Source organism: Kitasatospora sp. NPDC018619 (assembly GCF_044391605.1).
GTDB lineage: Bacteria > Actinomycetota > Actinomycetes > Streptomycetales > Streptomycetaceae > Kitasatospora.
The window spans coordinates 151,339-172,234 of the sequence record NZ_JBISAI010000010.1 but is presented as its reverse complement, the minus strand read 5'-3'; the positions used below and the strand labels follow the sequence as shown (position 1 = coordinate 172,234).

The window sequence follows — 20,896 nt, the reverse complement described above, 5'->3', positions numbered from 1 at the left end:
GCTGGGGCCCGGGCGGTCGGAGGGAGCGGTCGGATGGAGCGGCGCGAGGTGGCCGACACCGTGTCAGGCGGCACGGTGGCCGGCCACGTGGTGCAGGCCCGGGACATCGGAGCGGTGCACCTGCACGGTGTGCCGCCCGCTGAGACGCCCCGTCAGATCAGGGTCCCGCGTCCCACCTTCGTCAACCGTGACCGTGAACTGGCGGCACTGACCTCCGCGCTCGGGCGGCTGGACGACGGGAGGCCGACGGTCGTCGCCTGCACCGGGCTGGGCGGGGTGGGGAAGACCGAACTCGTCTCCCAGTTCGGCTTCCGGAACCGCGCGACGTTCGTTGACGGTGACCTGTACGCCGACCTCGCGACCTACCGCCACCTCGGCGGCGTCGACCTGAGCGAGGTGCTGGCGGGCTTCCTCCGCGCCTTCGGGGTGGAGGCCCCGGCCTCCCTGCCGGAGCGGGCCGCACGGTTCCGGACGGTCACCGCGAAGCGGCAGGTCCTGGTCTTCCTGGACAACGTCGAGCACGCGGCCGAGGTCCGGACGCTGCTGCCGGCGTGCGGGCTGGTCGTCGTCGCGGGCCGCAGGCGGCTTCCCGGGCTGGTGCTCGACGGCGCGGAGGTGCTCCAGCTGGGCCCGCTCAGCCCGGCGGCCGGGGCGACGTTGGTGCGCCGCCGGCTCGGGCCGCAGCGGGGCAGCGAGCGGGACCTCCGGGCGCTGGTCGAGCTGTGCGGTGGGTTGCCCCTCGCCCTGAACGCGGTCGGCTTCCAGCTGTTGGAGCGCGAGGACCTGGAGGTCGGCCAGGCGGTGGCCGAACTCTCGGACCCCGAGCGGAGGCTGGTCTCGTTGAACAACGAGGAAGGCGGGATCGACAGGGTCCTCGATCCGGTCTACCGGCGGCTGAGCCCCCACGCGCTCGCGTTCTACCACGTGGTGGGTGCCAACCCGGGCCCGTTCGTCTCGGTCGAGCTCGCGACGGCGGCCGGCGTGGACGGGGTGCGGGAGGCCCTCGCCGAGCTGCGGGCCGCCCACCTCCTCGACGACGTCGCGGGAGGCGGTCCGGAGAAGCGGTACCGGGCCCACGACCTCGTGCGGCTCCATGCCCGTTCCCGTGCGCGCGCCCTGCCGGAGTACACCGAGCTGCTCGCCCTGATCGTCGGGTACTACCGGGGCCGCACCGCCCTGGCGGACACCCTGGTGCTGGGCGACCGGTTCCGCATCCAGGAGCCGGACGGCCGGGGGATGCCCGGCTTCGCCGGGAAGGCCGAGGCCTTGCAGTGGCTCCGGGCCGAACGGGCCGACCTGCGCGAGCTGGTGCGGGTGGTGGCCGAGCAGGGGTGGCACGGGGAGGTGTGGAGGCTGTGCGAGTCGCTGTGGGCCCTCTACCACAGCGACAAGAACTACGGGGACTGGATCGAGACCCACCGGCTGGGCGTGGAGGCCGCGCAGTGGGACAACCGGCCGGACGCGGTCATCCGGATGCGCAACCAGCTGGCCCGGGCGTACTACGAACTGAAGGAGTACGCGAGCGCGGCCGAGCAGGTGGCGATGGCGACGGAGCTCCTGCCGTTGGTCGAGGAGCCCCGGCTGAGCGGGGTGCTGTACGAGACCGACGGCCTGCTCTGCCTGGCGGCGGGCCGGCCGGAGCGTGCCGTGGAGCGGTTCGGGCTGGCACGGGAGGCCAACGCGGGCGACGACCACGGCGTGGTCGTGCAGAGCTACAACATCGCGCAGGCCCTGGTCGAGGCCCGACGGGCGGCGGAGGCGGTCGACGTGCTGGAGGAGGCGACGTCCCTCGCCGAGCGCACGGCCGATGCGCCGATGCTGATGCGGCTGCCGCTCGTCCGCGCCCGGGCCCACCGGGCGCTGGGTGAGCCGCAGGCCGCGACCGGCTGGGCCCGCGTGTGCGTCGAGCGGGCGTCGGAGCTCGGGCAGCGGGCCAAGGAACGGGAGGCCCACCGCCTGCTGCTGGCACTGGCGGAGGAGACCGGGGACGACGACCTGGCCGCTCGCAGCCGTGCGCGGATCGCGGAGCTGGACTAGGGCGTGTCTGACAATTCTCGCCGGGTGCGCGGCGAATTGTCAGACACGCCCTAGCCGGGCCGTGCCGTGAAGGCCACCGCGACGCGGTGGCCTCCGGTGCGGATGGTGAGGCCGTGGTCGGGCAGTCCGGTCGGAGCCCCGCCCTCGGCGAGCCACAGGGCGAGCGCCGCGCCGAGGAGGAGCGGGTCGAGGGGCGGCTTGACACCGCCCCAGGGGCGCACGGCGTGCGCCTCCAGGAGCAGGCCGGCGGGCAGCCGGACCAGGTGGCGGGAGTCGCCGAGGGCCGCCACCAGCACGGTGGCTCCGGGGCGGTCGGCGGCGGTGTCGGCGAGCCAGTCCTCGGCGGGCCGCTCGGCGTCGACGGTGGTGCGGGCCAGTGCCTCCGCCGCGGACTTCAGGTCCCAGACGGGTTCCTCCGCGCTCACGGCGTAGAGTCCGCGGGGCCGGTGGCGCTGCGGATCGACGATCGGGTACCGGCGGACGCTCACCTCGGTGCCGTCGCACTCGCCCTCCACGTCGTAGCTCGTGGGCGCCCCGAAGGGCAGCGGGACGGGGTCGGGGAAGGGCGGCAGGACCGGGGCCCGGACCGGTCGGTCCACGCCGGTCAGGAAGTCGTACAGGATGTCCGTCAGCACCTGGGCGGCCCGGCCGCGCATGCCGAGCGAGAGGTCGGTGATCGGACGGAGGGCGTCGGGGTCGTGGGACGCCAGCACCTTGTCGAGTTGGGCGAGGAGGTCGCCGTCCGGGTCGAGCACCGGCGCGGCCTGACCGAAGGCGTAGGTGGGGGATCGCGGGTCCAGCTCGCCGGCGCCGGTGGCGACGAGGACGGTCGGGCGTTCCAGTGCGGCGCCGTAGAAGGAGACCGAGCCGTGGTCGCCGATCATGTAGTCGGCCGCCACCACGGTGGCCTGCCAGCCGCGGTGCGGCGGGATGAGCCGCAGGCCGGAGCGGGTGGCCTCGGCCAGCAGGGCCTGCGGGTCGTGCTTCTCCCAGATGTTGGGGTGCAGGATGACGGCGACGGTGTACTCGTCGCAGGGGAGCTGGCCGACCAGTCGGATCGGCAGGTCGAGCGCCCGGGCGAGCAGCGAGTGCTTGCTCCAGGTGGAGTTGACCACCACGAGCCGCCGCTTGTCGACGGCGCCCAGCCGCCGGCGGTAGCGGTCCCGTGCGTCGGCGCTGTCGAGCATCCGGTCGAAGCAGAGGTCGCCGACTTCGCGGGTGCGCGGCAGGGCCTCGGGCAGGACGCCCGCGAGGCGGTCGCACTGCTCCGGGTGGGTGACGCCGATGACGGCGGGGAAGACCCGCCCGCGGTGGGTGAGCTCCTTCCGGGACAGGCCTGCGGCGCTCACCGCGTCCCCGGTGGACTCGGCCACCAGGCGGTTGTAGCCGGCGCCGTGCGGGAGGACGACGAGCGGCGCGCGCAACCGGTGCATGGACGCGTGGACCGAGCAGGCGACCGCCAGGTCGAACTCGTGCTGGACGGCCTCGTCCCAGGGCATGACGGTGACGTTGCCGGGGATCGCGTGGAGGTGGTCGTCGAGCCCGGAGGCGAACGCCGAACCGGGATTGACGGTGACGTAGAACCTGATGCCGTCCTGGCCGCGCAGGAGGGCGAGCACGTCGAGCACGCGGGTCGCCGAGGTGAGTGTGCGGGTGACGGCCAGGACGCGTGCCCTGACCGGCCGGGTGTCCCAACGCGAGTCGTCGGGCCACGGCCGAGGCCTGCGGCGGAGGCGGTTCAGCACACCATGATCGTAACGGCCGGCCGCGCTCCCGGCCGGGGTTTCGGCGGGTCAGCCCGCGGCGGCGGAGGGCTCGTGGTGCTCGGCGGCGGCACACTCGTCGAGGAGGGGGCGCATGGCCTCGTCCACGAGCCGGTAGCGCACCACTCGTCCGTCCCGGTCACCGGTGACCACGCCGGCCGTGCGGAGCAGCCGCAGGGCCTGGGAGACGGCGGGGTCGCGCATGCCGGCGGCGACCGCGAGGTCGCTGACGGCGAGGGGGCCGGCCCGGTGGAGGGCGAGCAGCAGGGCGAGCCGCCCGGGGTCGGCGAGCAGGGAGAACCGCTCGGACCAGGACCGGACGTGCGCGGGATCGCCGATCGCGGCGATGGCCTCGCAGACCCGGTGTCCGTCGATGGTGCGGTGGCCCGCGCGGTCGGCCGGTACGAGATGCATGCGGAGATTCTCGCAGGCGGCGGCCTGTGATCCTGGACACCTGCGCAGGTGCGCAGCCTTGCACCCGTGGGGACGGGCCCCTACGGTGTTGCCCGCCGTGGTGCTCGGGAAGACCGGTGACGGACCCTCAGGGGTCCCAGCCCGGAGCGGCCCTCGCCACTGTGATCGGGTCGTTCCCCCGTCCGCGGGGGAACGTCGTCCGTACCCACGGAGCCACTGGGCGCCTCGCGCGCCTGGGAAGGCGGGTACGGGCGTCCCGTCAGCCAGGAGACCGGCCACGGCATCTCACGAGGTTTTCCACGAGGTGCTGGAGCGTGACGCAGATGACCCTGCCCGAAACCGTTGCCGCCGGTCCGCAGGCGGCCCCTTCCGTGCTGCCCGCCTTCAGGTGGCGGCGCGAGGACACCGTCCGCACGGCCGGGCTGATGGCCGTGATCGCCGCCATGCACGTCGTGGCCTTCGGCACGCTGGTCTTCCTGGTCGCACCCGAGCGGTACGCCGTCGGCACCCAGGTCTTCGGGGTGGGCCTGGGCGTCACCGCGTACACCCTCGGCATGCGGCACGCCTTCGACGCCGACCACATCGCGGTGATCGACAACACCACCCGCAAGCTGATGGCGGACGGCAGGCGGCCGGTCTCGGTGGGCTTCTGGTTCGCCCTCGGGCACTCCTCGATGGTGGTGCTGATGGCCGCCCTGGTGGCGGGCGGCGCGCAGCTGGCGAACACCCTGATGGACGACGAGTCGACCACCCACAAGTGGCTGGGCGTGGTCGGCACGACCACCTCCGGGGTCTTCCTCTACCTGATCGGCGCGCTCAACCTGGCGGCGCTGCTCGGCATCCTCAGGGTGTTCCGCTCGATGCGGGCCGGGCGGTTCGACGAGAAGGAGCTGGAGGCGCACCTCGACTCGCGCGGCTTCATGGCCCGGGTGCTGAACCGGGCGACCCGCTCGATCACCCGGCCGGGCCAGATGTTCCCGGTGGGCATGGTGCTGGGGCTGGGCTTCGACACCGCGACCGAGGTCACCCTGATGGTGATGGCCGGCTCGGGCGCGGCCTCGGGGCTGCCCTGGTACGCGATCGTCTGCCTGCCGCTGCTGTTCGCGGCCGGGATGAGCCTGTTCGACACCCTGGACGGGACGTTCATGAACGTCGCGTACCAGTGGGCCTTCGCCAACCCGGTCCGGAAGGTCTACTACAACCTGACCATCACCGGCCTGTCGATCGCGGTGGCCTTCGTCATCGGCACCATCGAGCTGGTCGGGGTGCTGCACGAGAAGCTCGACCTGAGCGACCCGGTCACCGGGTTCGTCGCGGACATCTCGCTGGACAACGTCGGCTACGCCATCGCCGGGCTGTTCGTGGTGGTCTGGGCGATCGCGGTCGGGTACTGGAAGCTCGCCCGGGTCGAGCAGCGCTGGACGCCCGGGGGCCGGTGACCCGGGCGGCCGCCGGTCCGCACGGCGGACGGCGGAACCCGGGACCGCGCCCGCCCGGAACCGGGCGGGCGCGGTCGCCGTCCCGCGGTGTCAGTGCCGGTCGCCGTAGCGGCGGCGGAACTGCTCGACCCGTCCGGCGGTGTCCAGCACCCGGGACTGGCCGGTGTAGAAGGGGTGGCTCGCCGAGGAGATCTCGACGTCGACCACCGGGTAGGTGTGGCCGTCCTCCCACTCGACGGTGCGGTCGCCGGTGACGGTCGAGCGGGTGAGGAAGGCGAGGCCGCCGACCTTGTCGCGGAAGACGACGGGGCGGTAGTCGGGGTGGATTCCGGGCTTCATGAGGGGCTCCTCTCGGATCGGGCTGCGGGGGCCGGAGCGGCCGGGGCTCAGCGCTCCTCGCGGAAGTCGACGTGCCGGCCGGCGACCGGGTCGTACTTGCGCAGGACCATCCGGTCCGGGGCGTTGCGGCGGTTCTTGCGGGTCACGTAGGTGAAGCCGGTGCCGGCGGTGGAGCGGAGCTTGATCACCGGGCGCAGCTCGCTGCGGGCCATCGGGCGTCCTTCCTGGGGTCGGGGTCGCGTGCTGGGACGGGACTCTACATCGAAATGGAAGTCGTTTTCATCTGACCTAGCGCGGGCCCCGCTCCGCCCATTCCCGGCCGCGGGGCGCGTCCGCCGTCCCGCGCGCTGCGGCGCACGCGCCGGGGCCCACCCCCGGCTCCGGCGGCCGGGGGAGCGGGAGGCCCGGCGCGTGCCGGAGGGGGACGGCGCGGTCGCGCGGGGGGCGCGCAGGGGGCACCGGGGGTTCTGACGGGGGTGCTCGGCGGGCGCTTCGGGCCGGGGGTTCGTAGGCTCGACGCATGGCGGATGCGTACGCGGGGCGGCGGGAGCGGGTGAGGGAGCACTGCAGTGCGGCCGGGGCCGATGCGGCGCTGATCACCCGCGCGGCGAACGTGCGGTACCTGACGGGCTGCGCGCCCTGCGGGGCGAGCCTGTTGCTGACCAGGGAGCGGGCGCTGCTGGCGCTGCCGGACGACCTCCCGCCGGACGACTCCGGGGAGCACCTGATCGCCCCGGACGTCGCCCGGCTGCCGGTGGCGGCCGGCTCGGACACCGCGCTGGCCGCCGCGGTCGTCGCCGCGCGGGCCGGGGTGTCGGGCCTGGCGGTGGAGGAGCACGACCTGACCGTGAGCCGGCACCGGGCGGTGGGGGGCCTGACCGAGGGGGCCCGGCTGGTGGACCTCGGCCCGACGGTCGAGCGGCTGCGGGTGGTCAAGGACGAGCACGAGATCGCCGACCTGCGGATCGCCGCCGAGATCGCCGACCAGGCGCTCGGCGAGCTGCTGGAGTCGATCCTGGTCGGCCGCACCGAGCGGCACCTGGCGATGGAGCTGGAGCGCCGGATGATCGACCACGGCGCCGACCGGGCCGCCTTCCCGGTCTCGGTCGGAACCGGCAGCCACTCCGGCCAGGCCGCCCACCAGCCGACCGACCGCCGGGTGGAGGAGGGCGACTTCCTGACCGTGGTGATGGGCGCCCAGTACCGCGGCTACGGCGTCTCCACCGCCCGCACCTTCGTGATCGGTGCCGCGCCCGCGCCCTGGCAGGTGGAGCTGCACCGGCTGGTGTTCCGCGCCCAGCGGGCCGGCCGGGAGGCGCTCGGGCCGGGGGTGGAGCAGTGCGTGCCCGACCGGGCCGCCCGGCAGGTCCTGGAGGCGGCGGGCCACACCGAGGCCTCCCCGCACCCGGTGGGCCACGGCATCGGGCTGGAGATCCGGGAGGCCCCGCGCCTCGGTCCTGCGGACATGGGTAAACTGGACAGCCGCGTGCCGGTCACCGTCGGCCCTGGGGTCCACCTCCCGGGCAGGGGCGGCGTCCGGATCGAGGACACGCTCGTCGTGCGCCCCCTCGAGGAGGGCGGGCCCGAGCTGCTCACCATCACCACCAAGGAGCTCCTCGCCCTGTGACCGCGGCCCCCGGGCCGCGGACGGCAGGACGCACCCCTTGGTTCCTTGACAGCTATATCCAGGAGTAAGTGCGCCCGTGGCTTCCACGAACGATCTCAAGAACGGCATGGTCCTCAAGCTGGAGGGCGGCAAGCTCTGGTCCGTCGTCGAGTTCCAGCACGTCAAGCCCGGCAAGGGCCCGGCCTTCGTGCGTACCAAGCTCAAGGAGGTCCTGACCGGCAAGGTCGTCGACAAGACCTTCAACGCGGGCACCAAGGTCGAGACCGCCAACGTCGACAAGCGCGGCATGCAGTTCTCGTACAAGGACGGCGAGAACTTCGTGTTCATGGACATGGACACCTACGACCAGATCACGGTCGAGCCGGCCGTCGTCGGCGACGCCGCCAAGTACCTGCTGGAGGGCTTCGAGGCCCTGGTCGCCACCAACGAGGGCGCCGTCCTCTACATCGAGCTGCCGGCCGCCGTCGAGCTGACCATCGCCCACACCGAGCCGGGCGTCCAGGGCGACCGCTCCACCGGTGGCTCCAAGCCGGCCACCCTGGAGACCGGCGCCGAGATCCAGGTCCCGCTCTTCGTCACCACCGGCGAGAAGGTCAAGGTCGACACCCGCGATGGCAGCTACCTCGGCCGGGTGAAGTAAGTCCGTGTCGGCCGCACGCAGCAAGGCCCGCACCCGGGCCTTCCAGATCCTCTTCGAGGCCGACCACCGCGGGGTCGACCCGCAGCAGGTCCTCGCCGACTGGGTGGCCCGCGCCCGTGAGCCCAAGCCCGACGAGGGCACCCCGCAGGTCGGCGAGTACACGATGGAGCTCATCGAGGGTTACGTCCAGCACGCCCGCCGCATCGACGACCTGATCGAGCAGTACGCCGTGGGCTGGACGCTCGACCGGATGCCGATCGTGGACCGCAACGTCCTGCGGCTGGGCGCGTACGAGCTGATCTGGGAGGACGGCGTCCCGGACGCGGTCGTCCTGGACGAGGCCGTCGAGATCGCCAAGGAGTTCTCCACGGACGACTCCCCGGCCTTCGTCAACGGCATGCTCGCCCGCTTCATGGAGCTGAAGCCGGGCATCCGCCGCTGACGCGACGCGCCCTCGGCACCCCGAGAACGGCCGCCGGACCCGCACAGGTGTCCGGCGGCCGTTCCGCGTTTCACCCGTGGGGCGTAAGGTTGGGGCCTACTTGTCAGTAACTTGACGTCCGGAACCCCGCGTGAAGGGCAGGCCCGCCACATGACCACGGCGACCCGCAGCGAGTTCGACCAGGGCATCGCCCTGACCAGGCACCCCGAGGAGGCCGGCCGGTACGAGGCCGAGCTCGGCGCCGGCTGGCAGATCGGCGGCGGGGTGAACGGCGGCCTGCTGCTCGCGGTGGCCGGACACGCGCTGTCGCTGGAGCACGGCACCCACCCGGACCCGGTCTCGATCAGCGGTTACTACCTGTCCGCCTCCACGCCCGGCCCGGCCACCGTCCGCACCGAGGTGCTGCGCACCGGCCGCGGCCTGTCCACCGGCACCGCCTCGCTCAGCCAGGACGGCGTCGAGCGGCTGCGCGTGGTGGCCAGCCACGGCGACCTCTCCGCCGCCGCGGGCGAGGTGCGCACCAGCGCGCGGCCCCCGCAGCTGCCGCCGCCGGACCAGTGCATCGGCGTCGAGCACGCGCCCAGGGAGCTGATCGCCCAGGCCGCCCTGCTGGAGCGGTTCGACCTGCGGCTGGACCCGGCCACCGTCGGCTGGGCCCTCGGGCAGCCCTCCGGCCAGGGGCGGATCCAGGGCTGGTTCCGGCTCGCCGACGGCCGCGAGCCCGACCCGCTGCTGCTCCTGCTGGTCGCCGACGCGCTGCCGCCGGTCACCTTCGACCTCGGCCTGCCGGGCTGGGCGCCCACCGTCGAGCTGACCGTCCACCTGCGGGCCAGGCCGGTGCCCGGCTGGCTGCGGGTCACCCACGCGACCCGCAACCTGGCCGGCGGCTACTTCGAGGAGGACGCCGAGGTCTGGGACGAGTCCGGCCGGCTGGTCGCGCAGTCCCGCCAGCTGGCGCGGGCGCCCCGGCCGGCCTGAGCCGCCGCTCCCGCGCACCCGGATTACCGGTGGTTACATTCCTGTGACACGCCGTACGTGTGCGACGCGCACGGATGGGGAGGAAGAGGGTCAGCGGCGAACCCGCCGCCGACCTCCAACCCCGCCGCCGACGCCGAAGCCAGGAGCAATCGATGAGTCATCTGGGTCGCGCCCGCCGTAACTCCGACTGCACCGCCGGCGGCTCGCGGCCCGTGGTGCGGGCCCCGCACCGGCCGCGGCGGGCGGAGGGCGCCGAGCAGGCGTTCGTCATCGGGGTTCTCACCAACCCCGCCGACTTCGCCCGGGCCCGGGCCTGGGGCGTCTGCGACGCCCCCGACCACGAGCGCTACCTGGCCGACACCGCCGACCTGCTGGCCGAGGCGCTGGAGCGGTTCGACACCGTCCGGGCCCGGATGTTCCACCCGCAGGACTTCGCGGAGTACTGCCTGCTGCACGGGCTGGACCCGGCCGAGCCCGCCGCCCGCGACCGCTACCTCGTCAACCCGGCCCTCCAGTCCCAGCTGCTCCCGTACCAGGGCGAGGAGCTGGCCGGGGACTTCGTGCCGCGCCTGGTGCGCGCCCGGGAGAACGGGCTGACGCTCTGCCACGCCGACCTGCTGCTCGACGGGGGCCTGTACGGGGGCGCGGGCGGGGCCGACGAGGAGCACGCGGCCTGGGTGCGCGCCGCCTACCAGCGCGGGGGCGAGGTGTTCCGGCGGATGCTGGTCGGCGCCGGGGCCGGGGTGTACGAGCTGCGGCTGCGGGTGGACGCGCCCGGCGGGGGCCTGACCGCGGCGGCGCGGGTGCTCCAGTGGGAGGACGGCGTGGTCCGGATCAACGACGAGGACCTGGAGCTGGTCTGCGCGGTGCTCTGCGCCGGGCTGGCCCTGGAGCTGCCGGGCGTCGCGGTGCTGCACGGCTCGCAGGGCTCGGCGGCCTCCTGCGGGGAGTACCTGCCGGCCTCCTGGGCCTGGTCCAGCGGCGGGCAGGAGTGGGCCCCGGCCGACCGGCCGGTGACGCTGGACGGCGTGGTGGCGCAGCCCGGCTACGGCCTGGGGACGGTCTGCTGACGCTCCCGCCGCCGCGGGCAGGGGTGCACACACCGCGGCGCGGCCCCCGGTCAGGGAAGCCGCGCCGTGACGTTTCTGCTTGCCGGCACGGCCGAGAATCGTGCCGGGTCGTGCCTCGATCCGCTGGCGGGAGCCGGTGCGGGGAGCCTCAGCTCGCGTCCTCCTCGCGCACCGCGCGGCGCGCGTCGGGGTTCAGCACGCCCCAGGAGATCAGCTGCTCGGTGAGGATCGACGGCGACTGGTCGTAGATGACGGCCAGGGTGCGCAGGTCGTCCTGGCGGATCGACAGCACCTTGCCGTTGTAGTCGCCGCGCTGGCTCTGGATGGTGGCCGCGTAGCGCTGCAGCGGGCCGGCCTTCTCCGAGGGGACCTGGGTCAGTCTCTCCAGGTCGAGGACCAGGCGCGGCGGCGGCTCGGCCGCACCGCCGGGCGTGCCGCCGGGCAGCAGCTCCTGGACCGGGACGCCGTAGAACTCCGCCAGCTCGGCCAGGCGCTGCACGGTGACCGCGCGGTCACCACGCTCGTACGAGCCGACGACGACTGCCTTCCAGCGCCCCTGGGACTTCTCCTCGACACCGTGCAGGGAGAGACCCTGCTGGGTGCGGATCGCTCGGAGCTTGCCTCCGAGCTGCTTCGCGTAGTCGCTGGACATTGATCTCCCCGGACGAGATTGCTTCGCGTTCAGTGGTGGGTCACGGTCGATCGCCGACGTCGTTACCGGTGGGTCCGACGTCCGTCTCGTAACTCACTGTGAGGTTACGTAGAGTAAGGTAGATGCGTCAAGCCGAATGGGGCAGTCGTGCGAATGGCCCGCATCGTCGGTGCGTCCTGGGCGTGAACCCCGGGAAGCGGAGCGGTGGCCTCCGGTTGGCCGTCCGGGGCACTGCTAGGATGGCCCGAAGCCCGCGCCGCGTCGGCGGGGGCCATCCAGACATCCTTTAAGGCCCGTCCCGTGAGGCGGGGAAGGAGGTCCGCTTCGGCATGACCACGCACCACGAACCGACGCCGCGGGCACCGCACCAGGTCCTGGACGGCACGGACATCGCCCGGGTCGTCACCCGGATAGCGCACGAGATCGTCGAGCGCGCCAAGGGCGCGGAGGACGTCGTGCTGCTCGGCATCCACACCAGGGGCGTCCACCTCGCCCGCCGCCTGCACGGGCGGCTGGCCCAGATCACCGGGCGCGAGATCCCGCTGGGCACCCTGGACATCACCATGTACCGGGACGACCTGCGGCTGAAGCCCGCCCGCGCCCTGGAGCACACCGAGATCCCGCCCGGCGGCATCGACGGCAAGCTCGTCGTCCTCGTCGACGACGTGCTCTTCTCCGGCCGCACCATCCGCGCCGCGCTCGACGCGCTGAACGACATCGGCCGCCCGCGCGCCGTCCAGCTCGCCGTCCTGGTCGACCGCGGCCACCGCGAGCTGCCCATCCGCGCGGACTACGTGGGCAAGAACCTCCCCACCTCGCTGCGCGAGGCCGTGCAGGTGCGCCTGGCGGACACCGACGGCGTGGACGCCGTCCTGGTCGGCGACCGCGACTTCACCACCGCGTCGCGCTCCGGGCGCCACGAACACAGCTCGCAGGCCCTGGCCCCCCAGCCTTCCGAACCGCACCTCCCGGAGTAACCCGCGTGAAGCGCCACCTCGTCTCCGCCGCCGATCTCAGCCGCGACGACGCGCTGCTGATCCTGGACACCGCCGAGGAGCTGGCCCAGCTCTCCGGCCGGGCCGTCAAGAAACTGCCCACGCTGCGCGGCCGCACCGTCGTCAACCTCTTCTTCGAGGACTCCACGCGGACCAAGACCTCCTTCGAGGTCGCCGAGAAGCGGCTCTCGGCCGACGTCATCAACTTCTCCGCCAAGGGCTCCTCGGTCTCCAAGGGCGAGAGCCTCAAGGACACCGCGCTGACCCTCCAGGCGATGGGCGCCGACGCGGTGGTCATCCGCCACCACGCCTCCGGCGCGCCGGCCCGGCTGGCCCAGTCCGACTGGCTGCACGGCAGTGTGGTCAACGCCGGTGACGGCACCCACGAGCACCCCACCCAGGCGCTGCTCGACGCCTTCACCATGCGCCGCCACCTCAACCCCGGCAGCGGCAACGACCTGGCCGGGCGCCGGGTGACCATCGTCGGCGACGTCCTGCACAGCCGGGTCGCCCGCTCCAACGTCCACCTGCTGAACACCCTCGGCGCGCAGGTCACCTTCGTCGCCCCGCCCACGCTGCTGCCGATCGGGGTCGAGAACTGGCCCTGCGAGATCAGCTACGACCTGGACGAGGTGCTGCCCAAGACGGACGCGCTGATGATGCTGCGGGTGCAGCGCGAGCGGATGAACGCGGCGTTCTTCCCGACCGAGCGCGAGTACAGCCGCCGCTACGGCATGAACGGCCGCCGGATGGCCCAGCTGCCGGAGCGCGCGATCGTGATGCACCCCGGCCCGATGGTCCGCGGCATGGAGATCACCGCCGAGGTCGCCGACTCGCCGCGCTGCACCGCCGTCGAGCAGGTCGCCAACGGCGTCTCCGTCCGGATGGCCGTGCTCTACCTGCTGCTCGGCGGCGCCGTGTTCGCCGACGCCCCCGCCGACGCCCCCCGTACCGACTCCGTGGAGACCACCCAGTGACCAGCTACCTGATCCGCAACGCCAAGATCCTGGGCGGCGCCCCGCAGGACCTCCACCTCGCCGACGGCGTCATCCAGGAGATCGGCACCGGCCTGACGGCCGAGGCGGACATCGAGATCGACGCCACCGGGCTGGTCGCCCTGCCCGGCCTGGTCGACCTCCACACCCACCTGCGCGAGCCCGGCCGCGAGGACGCCGAGACCGTTCTGACCGGCACCCGGGCCGCCGCGATGGGCGGCTTCACCGCCGTGCACGCGATGGCCAACACCACCCCGGTGGCCGACACCGCCGGCGTCGTCGAGCAGGTCTGGCGGCTCGGCCAGGAGGCCGGCTACTGCGACGTGCAGCCGGTCGGCGCCGTCACCGTCGGCCTGGAGGGCAGGAAGCTCGCCGAGCTCGGCGCGATGCACGAGTCCGCCGCCGGGGTCAGGGTCTTCTCCGACGACGGCAAGTGCGTGGACGACGCGGTGCTGATGCGCCGCGCCCTGGAGTACGTCAAGGCCTTCGACGGCGTCGTCGCCCAGCACGCCCAGGAGCCGCGGCTGACCGAGGGCGCCCAGATGAACGAGGGCCAGGTCTCCGGCGAGCTCGGGCTCGGCGGCTGGCCGGCCGTCGCCGAGGAGTCGATCATCGCCCGCGACGTGCTGCTCGCCGCGCACGTCGGCTCCCGCCTGCACGTCTGCCACCTCTCCACGGCCGGCTCGGTCGAGATCGTCCGCTGGGCCAAGTCCAAGGGGTGGGACGTCACCGCCGAGGTGACTCCGCACCACCTGCTGCTGACCGACGAGATGGTCCGCACCTACGACCCGGTGTACAAGGTCAACCCGCCGCTGCGCACCGCCGAGGACGTCCGGGCGCTGCGCGAGGCGCTGGCCGACGGCACCATCGACGCCGTCGCCACCGACCACGCGCCGCACCCCGACGAGGACAAGGACTGCGAGTGGGCCGTGGCCGCGATGGGCATGGTCGGCCTGGAGACCGCGCTGTCGGTCGTCCAGCAGACCATGGTCGACACCGGCCTGCTGAACTGGGAGGGCGTCGCGGACCGGATGTCGCACCGCCCGGCCCGGATCGGCCGGCTCGCCGGCCACGGCCGGCCGATCTCGGTGGGTGAGCCGGCCAACCTGGTGCTGTTCGATCCCGCGTACCGTGGTGCCGTGAACCCGGACGCCTTCGCCACCCGCAGCCGCAACACCCCCTACAAGGGCCTGGACCTGCCCGGACGGGTGCACGCCACCTTCCTGCGCGGGCGCGCCACCGTGCTGGCCGGCGAGCTCGCCGAGCAGGACGGCGCGCGGTGACGGCCCACGCCGTGCTCGCCCAGGAGCAGGCGAAGGTCACCGACTGGCCCGGCTACGTCGGCTGGTCCGTCGGCCTGCTGATCGTCGTCGCCCTCGTCTACTGGCTGATGCGCCAGGGCTGGAACTGGCGGCGCACCCTGCAGTCCGGCCTCCCGCCGCTGCCGGCCGTGCCGGCCCGCGCCGGACGCACCATCCTGGAGACCAGCGGCCGGTACCACGGCACGACCACCGCCGGGAACTGGCTCGACCGGGTCGTCGCCCACGGCCTGGGCACCCGCAGCCGCGCCGACCTCACCCTCGGCGAGGACGGCCTGCTGGTGCGGCGCCCCGGCGACGTCGACTTCTGGATCCCGGCGGAGCACCTGACCGGTGCCCGCACCGACTCCGGGATCGCCGGCAAGGTCGTCCCCTCCGGGCTGCTCGTCGTCACCTGGACGCTCGACGGCACCGAGCTGGACTCCGGGTTCCGGGCCGACCACCCCGACGAGCACGCCGCCTGGGTCGAGGCGGTCACCCGACTCGCAACACGTACGAAGACGAAGAAGACGGAAGAGGCCGCGCAATGACCGCACCTGCCCCCACCACGCAGCGCCAACGGCGGGAACGAGTGCCTGCCGTGCTCGTCCTGGAGGACGGCCGGACCTTCCGCGGACAGGCCTACGGCGCCATCGGCGAGACCTTCGGCGAGGCGGTCTTCAACACCGGCATGTCCGGCTACCAGGAGACCCTCACCGACCCGTCGTACCACCGCCAGGTGGTCGTGATGACCGCCCCGCAGATCGGCAACACCGGCTGGAACGACGAGGACGACGAGTCCCAGCGGATCTGGGTCGCCGGCTACGTGGTCCGCGACCCCGCCCGGATCCCCTCCAACTGGCGCTCGCTGCGCCCGCTCGACGAGGAGCTCGCCCGGCAGGGCGTCGTCGGCATCAGCGGCATCGACACCCGCGCGCTGACCCGCCACCTGCGCGAGCGCGGCGCGATGCGCTGCGGCATCTTCTCCGGCGAGGCGCTGGCCGACCACGCCGCCCTGCTCGCCCGGGTGCAGCAGGCGCCCGAGATGAAGGGCGCCGACCTGTGCGCCGAGGTCGCCACCACCGAGCCGTACGTCGTCCCCGCCGTCGGTGAGAAGAGGTTCACCGTCGCCGCGCTGGACCTCGGCATCAAGGCGATGACCCCGCAGCGGATGGCCGAGCGCGGCATCGAGGTGCACGTGCTGCCGGCGAACTCCACCCTGGAGGACGTCTACGCCGTCGCCCCGGACGGCGTCTTCTTCTCCAACGGCCCGGGCGACCCGGCCACCGCCGACCACCAGGTGGCCGTCGCGCAGGGCGTGCTGGAGCGCAGGACCCCGTTCTTCGGGATCTGCTTCGGCAACCAGATCCTCGGCCGCGCCCTGGGCTTCGGCACCTACAAGCTCAAGTACGGCCACCGCGGCATCAACCAGCCGGTGCAGGACCGCACCACCGGCAAGGTCGAGGTGACCGCCCACAACCACGGCTTCGCCGTGAACGCCCCGCTGGACGAGGTGAGCGAGACCCCCTTCGGGCGGGTCGAGGTCTCCCACGTCTGCCTGAACGACGACGTGGTCGAGGGCCTCCAGGCGCTCGACGTCCCGGCCTTCAGCGTGCAGTACCACCCCGAAGCGGCCGCCGGTCCGCACGACGCCGCCTACCTGTTCGACCGCTTCGTGAAGCTCATGGAGGCCCAGCGTGCCTAAGCGCACTGACATCAAGTCCGTCCTGGTGATCGGCTCCGGCCCGATCGTGATCGGCCAGGCCGCCGAGTTCGACTACTCGGGTACGCAGGCCTGCCGGGTCCTCAAGGCCGAGGGCCTGCGGGTCGTGCTGGTCAACTCCAACCCGGCCACGATCATGACCGACCCGGAGATCGCCGACGCCACCTACGTCGAGCCGATCACCCCGGAGTTCGTCGAGAAGATCATCGCCAAGGAGCGCCCCGACGCGCTGCTGCCGACCCTGGGCGGCCAGACCGCGCTCAACACCGCGATCTCGCTGCACGCGGCCGGCACGCTGGAGAAGTACGGCGTCGAGCTGATCGGCGCCGACGTCGAGGCGATCAACAAGGGCGAGGACCGCGAGCTCTTCAAGGGCGTCGTCGAGGCCGTCAACGCCAAGATCGGCCACGGCGAGTCCGCCCGCTCGGTCATCTGCCACACCATGGACGAGGTGCTGGCCGGCGTCGACACGCTGGGCGGCTACCCGGTGGTCGTGCGCCCCTCCTTCACCATGGGCGGCGCCGGCTCCGGTTTCGCCCACAACGAGGAGGACCTGCGCCGCATCGCCGGCCAGGGCCTGACCCTCTCGCCGACCACCGAGGTGCTCCTGGAGGAGTCCATCCTCGGCTGGAAGGAGTACGAGCTGGAGCTGATGCGCGACAAGCAGGACAACGTCGTGGTCGTCTGCTCCATCGAGAACTTCGACCCGATGGGCGTGCACACCGGTGACTCGATCACCGTCGCCCCGGCGATGACCCTCACCGACCGCGAGTACCAGATCCTGCGCGACATCGGCATCGCCGTCATCCGCGAGGTCGGCGTCGACACCGGCGGCTGCAACATCCAGTTCGCCGTCAACCCCGCGGACGGCCGGGTCATCGTCATCGAGATGAACCCGCGCGTCTCCCGCTCCTCGGCGCTCGCCTCCAAGGCCACCGGCTTCCCGATCGCCAAGATTGCCGCCAAGCTGGCCATCGGCTACACCCTGGACGAGGTCCCCAACGACATCACCGAGGAGACCCCGGCCTCCTTCGAGCCGACCCTCGACTACGTCGTCGTCAAGGTGCCGCGGTTCGCGTTCGAGAAGTTCCCGAGCGCCGACGCCACCCTGACCACCACCATGAAGTCCGTCGGCGAGGCCATGGCCCTCGGCCGCAACTTCCCCGAGGCCCTCCAGAAGGCGCTGCGCTCGCTGGAGAAGAAGGGCTCCCAGTTCTCCTGGGCCGACCCCATCGGCGACAAGGCGGAGCTGCTGGCCAAGGCGGTCGTGCCGACCGACGGCCGGATCAACACCGTGATGGCGGCCATCCGGGCCGGCGCCACCCCGGAGGAGGTGTTCGACGCCACCAGGATCGACCCGTGGTTCGTCGACCAGCTGTTCCTCCTCGACGAGATCGCCGGCGAGCTGGCCGAGGCCGCCGAGCTCACCCCCGAGCTGCTGCGCCACGCCAAGCGGCACGGCTTCTCCGACCAGCAGATCGGCGAGATCCGCGGCCTGAGGCCGGACGTCGTCCGCGAGGTGCGCCACGCCCTCGGCATCCGCCCGGTGTACAAGACCGTCGACACCTGCGCCGCCGAGTTCGCCGCCAAGACCCCGTACTTCTACTCGTCCTACGACGAGGAGAGCGAGGTCGCCCCGCGCACCAAGCCCGCCGTGATCATCCTGGGCTCCGGCCCGAACCGCATCGGTCAGGGCATCGAGTTCGACTACTCCTGCGTGCACGCCTCCTTCGCGCTCGCCGAGGCCGGGTACGAGACCGTCATGGTCAACTGCAACCCGGAGACCGTCTCCACCGACTACGACACCTCCGACCGGCTCTACTTCGAGCCGCTCACCCTGGAGGACGTGCTGGAGATCGTCCACGCCGAGCAGCAGGCCGGCCCGCTGGCGGGCGTGATCGTCCAGCTCGGCGGCCAGACCCCGCTCGGCCTGGCCCAGGCGCTCAAGGACAACGGCGTGCCGATCGTCGGCACCCAGCCCGAGGCGATCGACCTCGCCGAGGAGCGCGGCGCCTTCGGCCGCGTGCTGCGCGAGGCCGGCCTGCCGGCCCCCAAGCACGGCACCGCCTTCTCCTTCGAGGAGGCCAAGGCGATCGCCGACGAGATCGGCTACCCCGTGCTGGCCCGCCCGTCCTACGTGCTCGGCGGCCGCGGCATGGAGATCGTCTACGACGAGGCCTCGCTCGCCTCCTACCTGGAGCGCCACGCCGGCCTGATCTCCGAGCACCCGGTGCTCATCGACCGCTTCCTCGACGACGCGGTGGAGATCGACGTCGACGCCCTCTACGACGGCACCGAGCTCTACCTCGGCGGCGTCATGGAGCACATCGAGGAGGCCGGCATCCACTCCGGCGACTCCGCCTGCGCGCTGCCCCCGATCACCCTCGGCGGCCACGACATCAAGCGCCTGCGCACCTCCACCGAGGCCATCGCGCGCGGCGTCGGCGTCCGCGGCCTGATCAACATCCAGTTCGCCCTCTCCGGCGACATCCTGTACGTCCTGGAGGCCAACCCGCGCGCCTCCCGGACCGTCCCGTTCACCTCCAAGGCGACCGCCGTGCCGCTGGCCAAGGCCGCCGCCCGGATCTCGCTCGGCGCCACCATCGCCGAGCTGCGCGCCGAGGGCCTGCTCCCGGCCGAGGGCGACGGCGGCACGCTGCCCGCCGACGCGCCGATCGCGGTCAAGGAGGCCGTGATGCCGTGGAGCCGCTTCCGCGACATCCACGGCCGCGGGGTGGACACCGTGCTCGGCCCGGAGATGCGCTCGACCGGCGAGGTCATGGGCATCGACAAGGTGTTCGGCACCGCCTACGCGAAGGCGCAGGCCGGCGCGTACGGCGCGCTGCCGACCAAGGGCAAGGTCTTCGTCTCGGTGGCCAACCGGGACAAGCGCAACCTGGTCTTCCCGGCCCGGGCGCTGGTCAACCTCGGCTTCGAGGTGCTCGCCACCGCCGGCACCGCCGAGGTGCTCCATCGCGGCGGCATCCCGTCCACGCTGGTGCGCAAGCACAGCGAGGGCGAGGGCCCGAACGGCGAGCGGACCATCGTCCAGCTCATCCACGACGGTGAGGTCGACCTCATCATCAACACCCCGTACGGCACCGGCGGCCGCCTCGACGGCTACGAGATCCGCACCGCGGCCGTGGCCCGCGCGGTGCCCTGCCTGACCACCGTCCAGGCGATGGGCGCGGCCGTGCAGGGCATGGACGCGCTGCTGCGCGACGAGGTCGGGGTGATGTCGCTCCAGGAGCACGCCGAGCTGATCAACGCCGGCCGCGAGTAGCACCACCGCAGTGGGGGGCACCGGAAGCCATGGGGTGCCCCCCACTTCCATGCCCGCCCACCCGTCGCTCCGGGAGATGGACCCCCCTTGTACAAGCTGCTGTTCGACCTCGTCTTCAAGAAGATGGACCCCGAGAAGGCCCACCACCTCGCCTTCTTCTGGATCCGCCTCGCCTCCTCGGTGCCCGGCCTGCGCTCCGTGGTACGGCTGGTGCTCGCCCCGCGCGACCGCGCCCTGCGCACCCGCGCCCTGGGCCTCGACCTGCCCGGCCCGTTCGGCCTGGCGGCCGGCTTCGACAAGAACGGCGTCGGCATCGACGGCCTGTCGATGATCGGCTTCGACTACGTCGAGATCGGCACCATCACCGGCGAGCCCCAGCCCGGCAACCCGGCGCCCCGGCTGTTCCGCCTGGTCGAGGACCGCGCGCTGATCAACCGGATGGGCTTCAACAACCAGGGCTCGGCCCGCGTCGCCGCCCGGCTGGCCGCCCGCCCGCACACCAGCTCCACCCCGGTGGTCGGCGTCAACATCGGCAAGACCAAGGTGGTCGAGGAGGCCGACGCCGTCGCCGACTACGTGAAGTCGACCGAGCGGCTGGCGAAGTACGCCGACTACCTGGTGGTCAACGTCAGCTCGCCGAACACCCCCGGGCTGCGCAACCTCCAGGCCGTCGACCACCTGCGGCCGCTGCTGGCCGCCGTCCGCGAGGCCGCCGACCGCACCACCGCGCACCACGTGCCGCTGCTGGTCAAGATCGCCCCCGACCTGGCCGACGAGGACGTGGACGCGGTCGCCGACCTCGCCCTGGAGCTGGGCCTGGACGGCATCATCGCCACCAACACCACGATCGGCCGCGAGGGCCTGCGCACCGACGCCGGGCGGGTCGGGGAGATCGGCATGGGCGGCCTGTCCGGCGCCCCGCTCAAGGCCCGCGCCCTGGAGGTGCTCCAGCGGCTGCGCGCCCGCACCGGGGGCCGGCTGGTGCTGGTGTCGGTCGGCGGCATCGAGACCGCCGAGGACGCCTGGCAGCGGATCGTGCACGGCGCCGACCTGGTCCAGGGCTACAGCGCCTTCATCTACCAGGGCCCGTTCTGGTGCCGGCGCATCCACAGGGGCCTGTCCGCCAAGGTCCGCGCGGGTGGCTTCCGCAGCCTGGCCGAGGCCGTCGGCAGCGCCGTGCGCAGCTCGTGAACACCCCGAT

Annotated in this window: 19 protein-coding genes and 1 riboswitch; of the genes, 14 read left to right on the top strand and 5 right to left on the bottom strand. The window is 73.0% G+C overall.

Annotated features, from left to right (window positions below; translation table 11 throughout):
- The first annotated feature begins 33 nt into the window (after positions 1 to 33).
- Positions 34 to 2,037, top strand: a complete 2,004-nt coding sequence (locus ACH5AR_RS18150; RefSeq protein ID WP_396302420.1) for an AAA family ATPase — start codon at positions 34 to 36, stop codon at positions 2,035 to 2,037.
- A gap of 50 nt (positions 2,038 to 2,087) precedes the next feature.
- On the opposite strand, the gene ACH5AR_RS18145 is transcribed toward ACH5AR_RS18150, so the two are convergent.
- Both ACH5AR_RS18145 and ACH5AR_RS18140 read right to left on the bottom strand, forming a co-directional pair.
- Complete coding sequence (locus ACH5AR_RS18145) at positions 2,088 to 3,782, bottom strand: hypothetical protein (protein ID WP_396302419.1); 1,695 nt, start codon at positions 3,780 to 3,782, stop codon at positions 2,088 to 2,090.
- Positions 3,783 to 3,830: 48 nt separating this feature from the next.
- On the bottom strand, positions 3,831 to 4,214 hold the full coding sequence (locus ACH5AR_RS18140) for an ArsR/SmtB family transcription factor (RefSeq protein ID WP_396302418.1): 384 nt from the start codon (positions 4,212 to 4,214) through the stop codon (positions 3,831 to 3,833).
- 81 nt (positions 4,215 to 4,295) lie between these two features.
- Positions 4,296 to 4,509: riboswitch (cobalamin riboswitch) on the top strand.
- Positions 4,510 to 4,537: 28 nt separating this feature from the next.
- Here ACH5AR_RS18140 and ACH5AR_RS18135 point away from each other — a divergent pair.
- Complete coding sequence (locus tag ACH5AR_RS18135) at positions 4,538 to 5,653, top strand: HoxN/HupN/NixA family nickel/cobalt transporter (RefSeq protein WP_396302417.1); 1,116 nt, start codon at positions 4,538 to 4,540, stop codon at positions 5,651 to 5,653.
- 90 nt (positions 5,654 to 5,743) lie between these two features.
- On the opposite strand, the gene ACH5AR_RS18130 is transcribed toward ACH5AR_RS18135, so the two are convergent.
- A complete protein-coding gene (locus tag ACH5AR_RS18130) occupies positions 5,744 to 5,992 on the bottom strand; it encodes a type B 50S ribosomal protein L31 (protein WP_396302416.1) in 249 nt (82 codons plus the stop codon).
- Between the two features lie 47 nt (positions 5,993 to 6,039).
- Positions 6,040 to 6,204 carry a 50S ribosomal protein L33 gene (gene rpmG / locus ACH5AR_RS18125; protein WP_396302415.1) on the bottom strand — a complete coding sequence of 55 codons (165 nt, stop codon included), beginning with the start codon at positions 6,202 to 6,204 and terminating at the stop codon, positions 6,040 to 6,042.
- 308 nt (positions 6,205 to 6,512) lie between these two features.
- On the opposite strand from rpmG, the gene ACH5AR_RS18120 reads away from it, so the two are divergent.
- The 5 genes from ACH5AR_RS18120 to ACH5AR_RS18100 all read left to right on the top strand — a co-directional run bounded on the left by ACH5AR_RS18120 (position 6,513) and on the right by ACH5AR_RS18100 (position 10,749).
- The gene (locus tag ACH5AR_RS18120; protein ID WP_396302414.1) at positions 6,513 to 7,619 is read left to right on the top strand and encodes a M24 family metallopeptidase; all 1,107 of its coding nucleotides are present in this window, start codon (positions 6,513 to 6,515) and stop codon (positions 7,617 to 7,619) included.
- 76 nt (positions 7,620 to 7,695) lie between these two features.
- Positions 7,696 to 8,259 (top strand): elongation factor P, encoded by a 564-nt coding sequence (efp, locus tag ACH5AR_RS18115; protein WP_396302413.1) that lies wholly within the window; start codon positions 7,696 to 7,698, stop codon positions 8,257 to 8,259.
- A gap of 4 nt (positions 8,260 to 8,263) precedes the next feature.
- On the top strand, positions 8,264 to 8,701 hold the full coding sequence (nusB, locus tag ACH5AR_RS18110; protein WP_396302412.1) for a transcription antitermination factor NusB: 438 nt from the start codon (positions 8,264 to 8,266) through the stop codon (positions 8,699 to 8,701).
- 150 nt (positions 8,702 to 8,851) lie between these two features.
- Complete coding sequence (locus tag ACH5AR_RS18105; RefSeq protein ID WP_396302411.1) at positions 8,852 to 9,679, top strand: thioesterase family protein; 828 nt, start codon at positions 8,852 to 8,854, stop codon at positions 9,677 to 9,679.
- Between the two features lie 152 nt (positions 9,680 to 9,831).
- Entirely contained in the window at positions 9,832 to 10,749 is a 918-nt protein-coding gene (locus tag ACH5AR_RS18100) for a hypothetical protein (RefSeq protein WP_396302410.1), read from the top strand.
- Positions 10,750 to 10,897: 148 nt separating this feature from the next.
- Here the strand turns inward: ACH5AR_RS18100 and ACH5AR_RS18095 are convergent, their stop codons facing one another.
- Positions 10,898 to 11,401: a transcriptional regulator gene (locus ACH5AR_RS18095; RefSeq protein ID WP_030056198.1), complete on the bottom strand. Its 504-nt coding sequence runs from the start codon at positions 11,399 to 11,401 to the stop codon at positions 10,898 to 10,900.
- A 329-nt stretch (positions 11,402 to 11,730) separates the two neighbouring features.
- On the opposite strand from ACH5AR_RS18095, the gene pyrR reads away from it, so the two are divergent.
- The 7 genes from pyrR (at position 11,731) to ACH5AR_RS18060 (ending at position 20,886) form a co-directional block, all read left to right on the top strand.
- Positions 11,731 to 12,378 carry a bifunctional pyr operon transcriptional regulator/uracil phosphoribosyltransferase PyrR gene (pyrR, locus tag ACH5AR_RS18090; protein ID WP_396302409.1) on the top strand — a complete coding sequence of 216 codons (648 nt, stop codon included), beginning with the start codon at positions 11,731 to 11,733 and terminating at the stop codon, positions 12,376 to 12,378.
- A gap of 5 nt (positions 12,379 to 12,383) precedes the next feature.
- Positions 12,384 to 13,373, top strand: a complete 990-nt coding sequence (locus ACH5AR_RS18085) for an aspartate carbamoyltransferase catalytic subunit (RefSeq protein ID WP_396302408.1) — start codon at positions 12,384 to 12,386, stop codon at positions 13,371 to 13,373.
- Complete coding sequence (locus ACH5AR_RS18080; protein ID WP_396302407.1) at positions 13,370 to 14,674, top strand: dihydroorotase; 1,305 nt, start codon at positions 13,370 to 13,372, stop codon at positions 14,672 to 14,674. Before ACH5AR_RS18085 ends, ACH5AR_RS18080 begins: the two co-directional genes overlap by 4 nt.
- Positions 14,671 to 15,240, top strand: a complete 570-nt coding sequence (locus ACH5AR_RS18075; RefSeq protein ID WP_396302406.1) for a hypothetical protein — start codon at positions 14,671 to 14,673, stop codon at positions 15,238 to 15,240. The genes ACH5AR_RS18080 and ACH5AR_RS18075 overlap by 4 nt, the downstream gene beginning before the upstream one ends.
- On the top strand, positions 15,237 to 16,394 hold the full coding sequence (gene carA, locus ACH5AR_RS18070) for a glutamine-hydrolyzing carbamoyl-phosphate synthase small subunit (protein ID WP_396302405.1): 1,158 nt from the start codon (positions 15,237 to 15,239) through the stop codon (positions 16,392 to 16,394). Before ACH5AR_RS18075 ends, carA begins: the two co-directional genes overlap by 4 nt.
- Positions 16,387 to 19,695, top strand: coding sequence for a carbamoyl-phosphate synthase large subunit (carB, locus tag ACH5AR_RS18065; protein WP_396302404.1), 3,309 nt, complete (start codon positions 16,387 to 16,389; stop codon positions 19,693 to 19,695). Before carA ends, carB begins: the two co-directional genes overlap by 8 nt.
- Before the next feature lie 87 nt (positions 19,696 to 19,782).
- Complete coding sequence (locus tag ACH5AR_RS18060) at positions 19,783 to 20,886, top strand: quinone-dependent dihydroorotate dehydrogenase (protein WP_396302403.1); 1,104 nt, start codon at positions 19,783 to 19,785, stop codon at positions 20,884 to 20,886.
- The last annotated feature ends 10 nt before the right edge of the window (positions 20,887 to 20,896 follow it).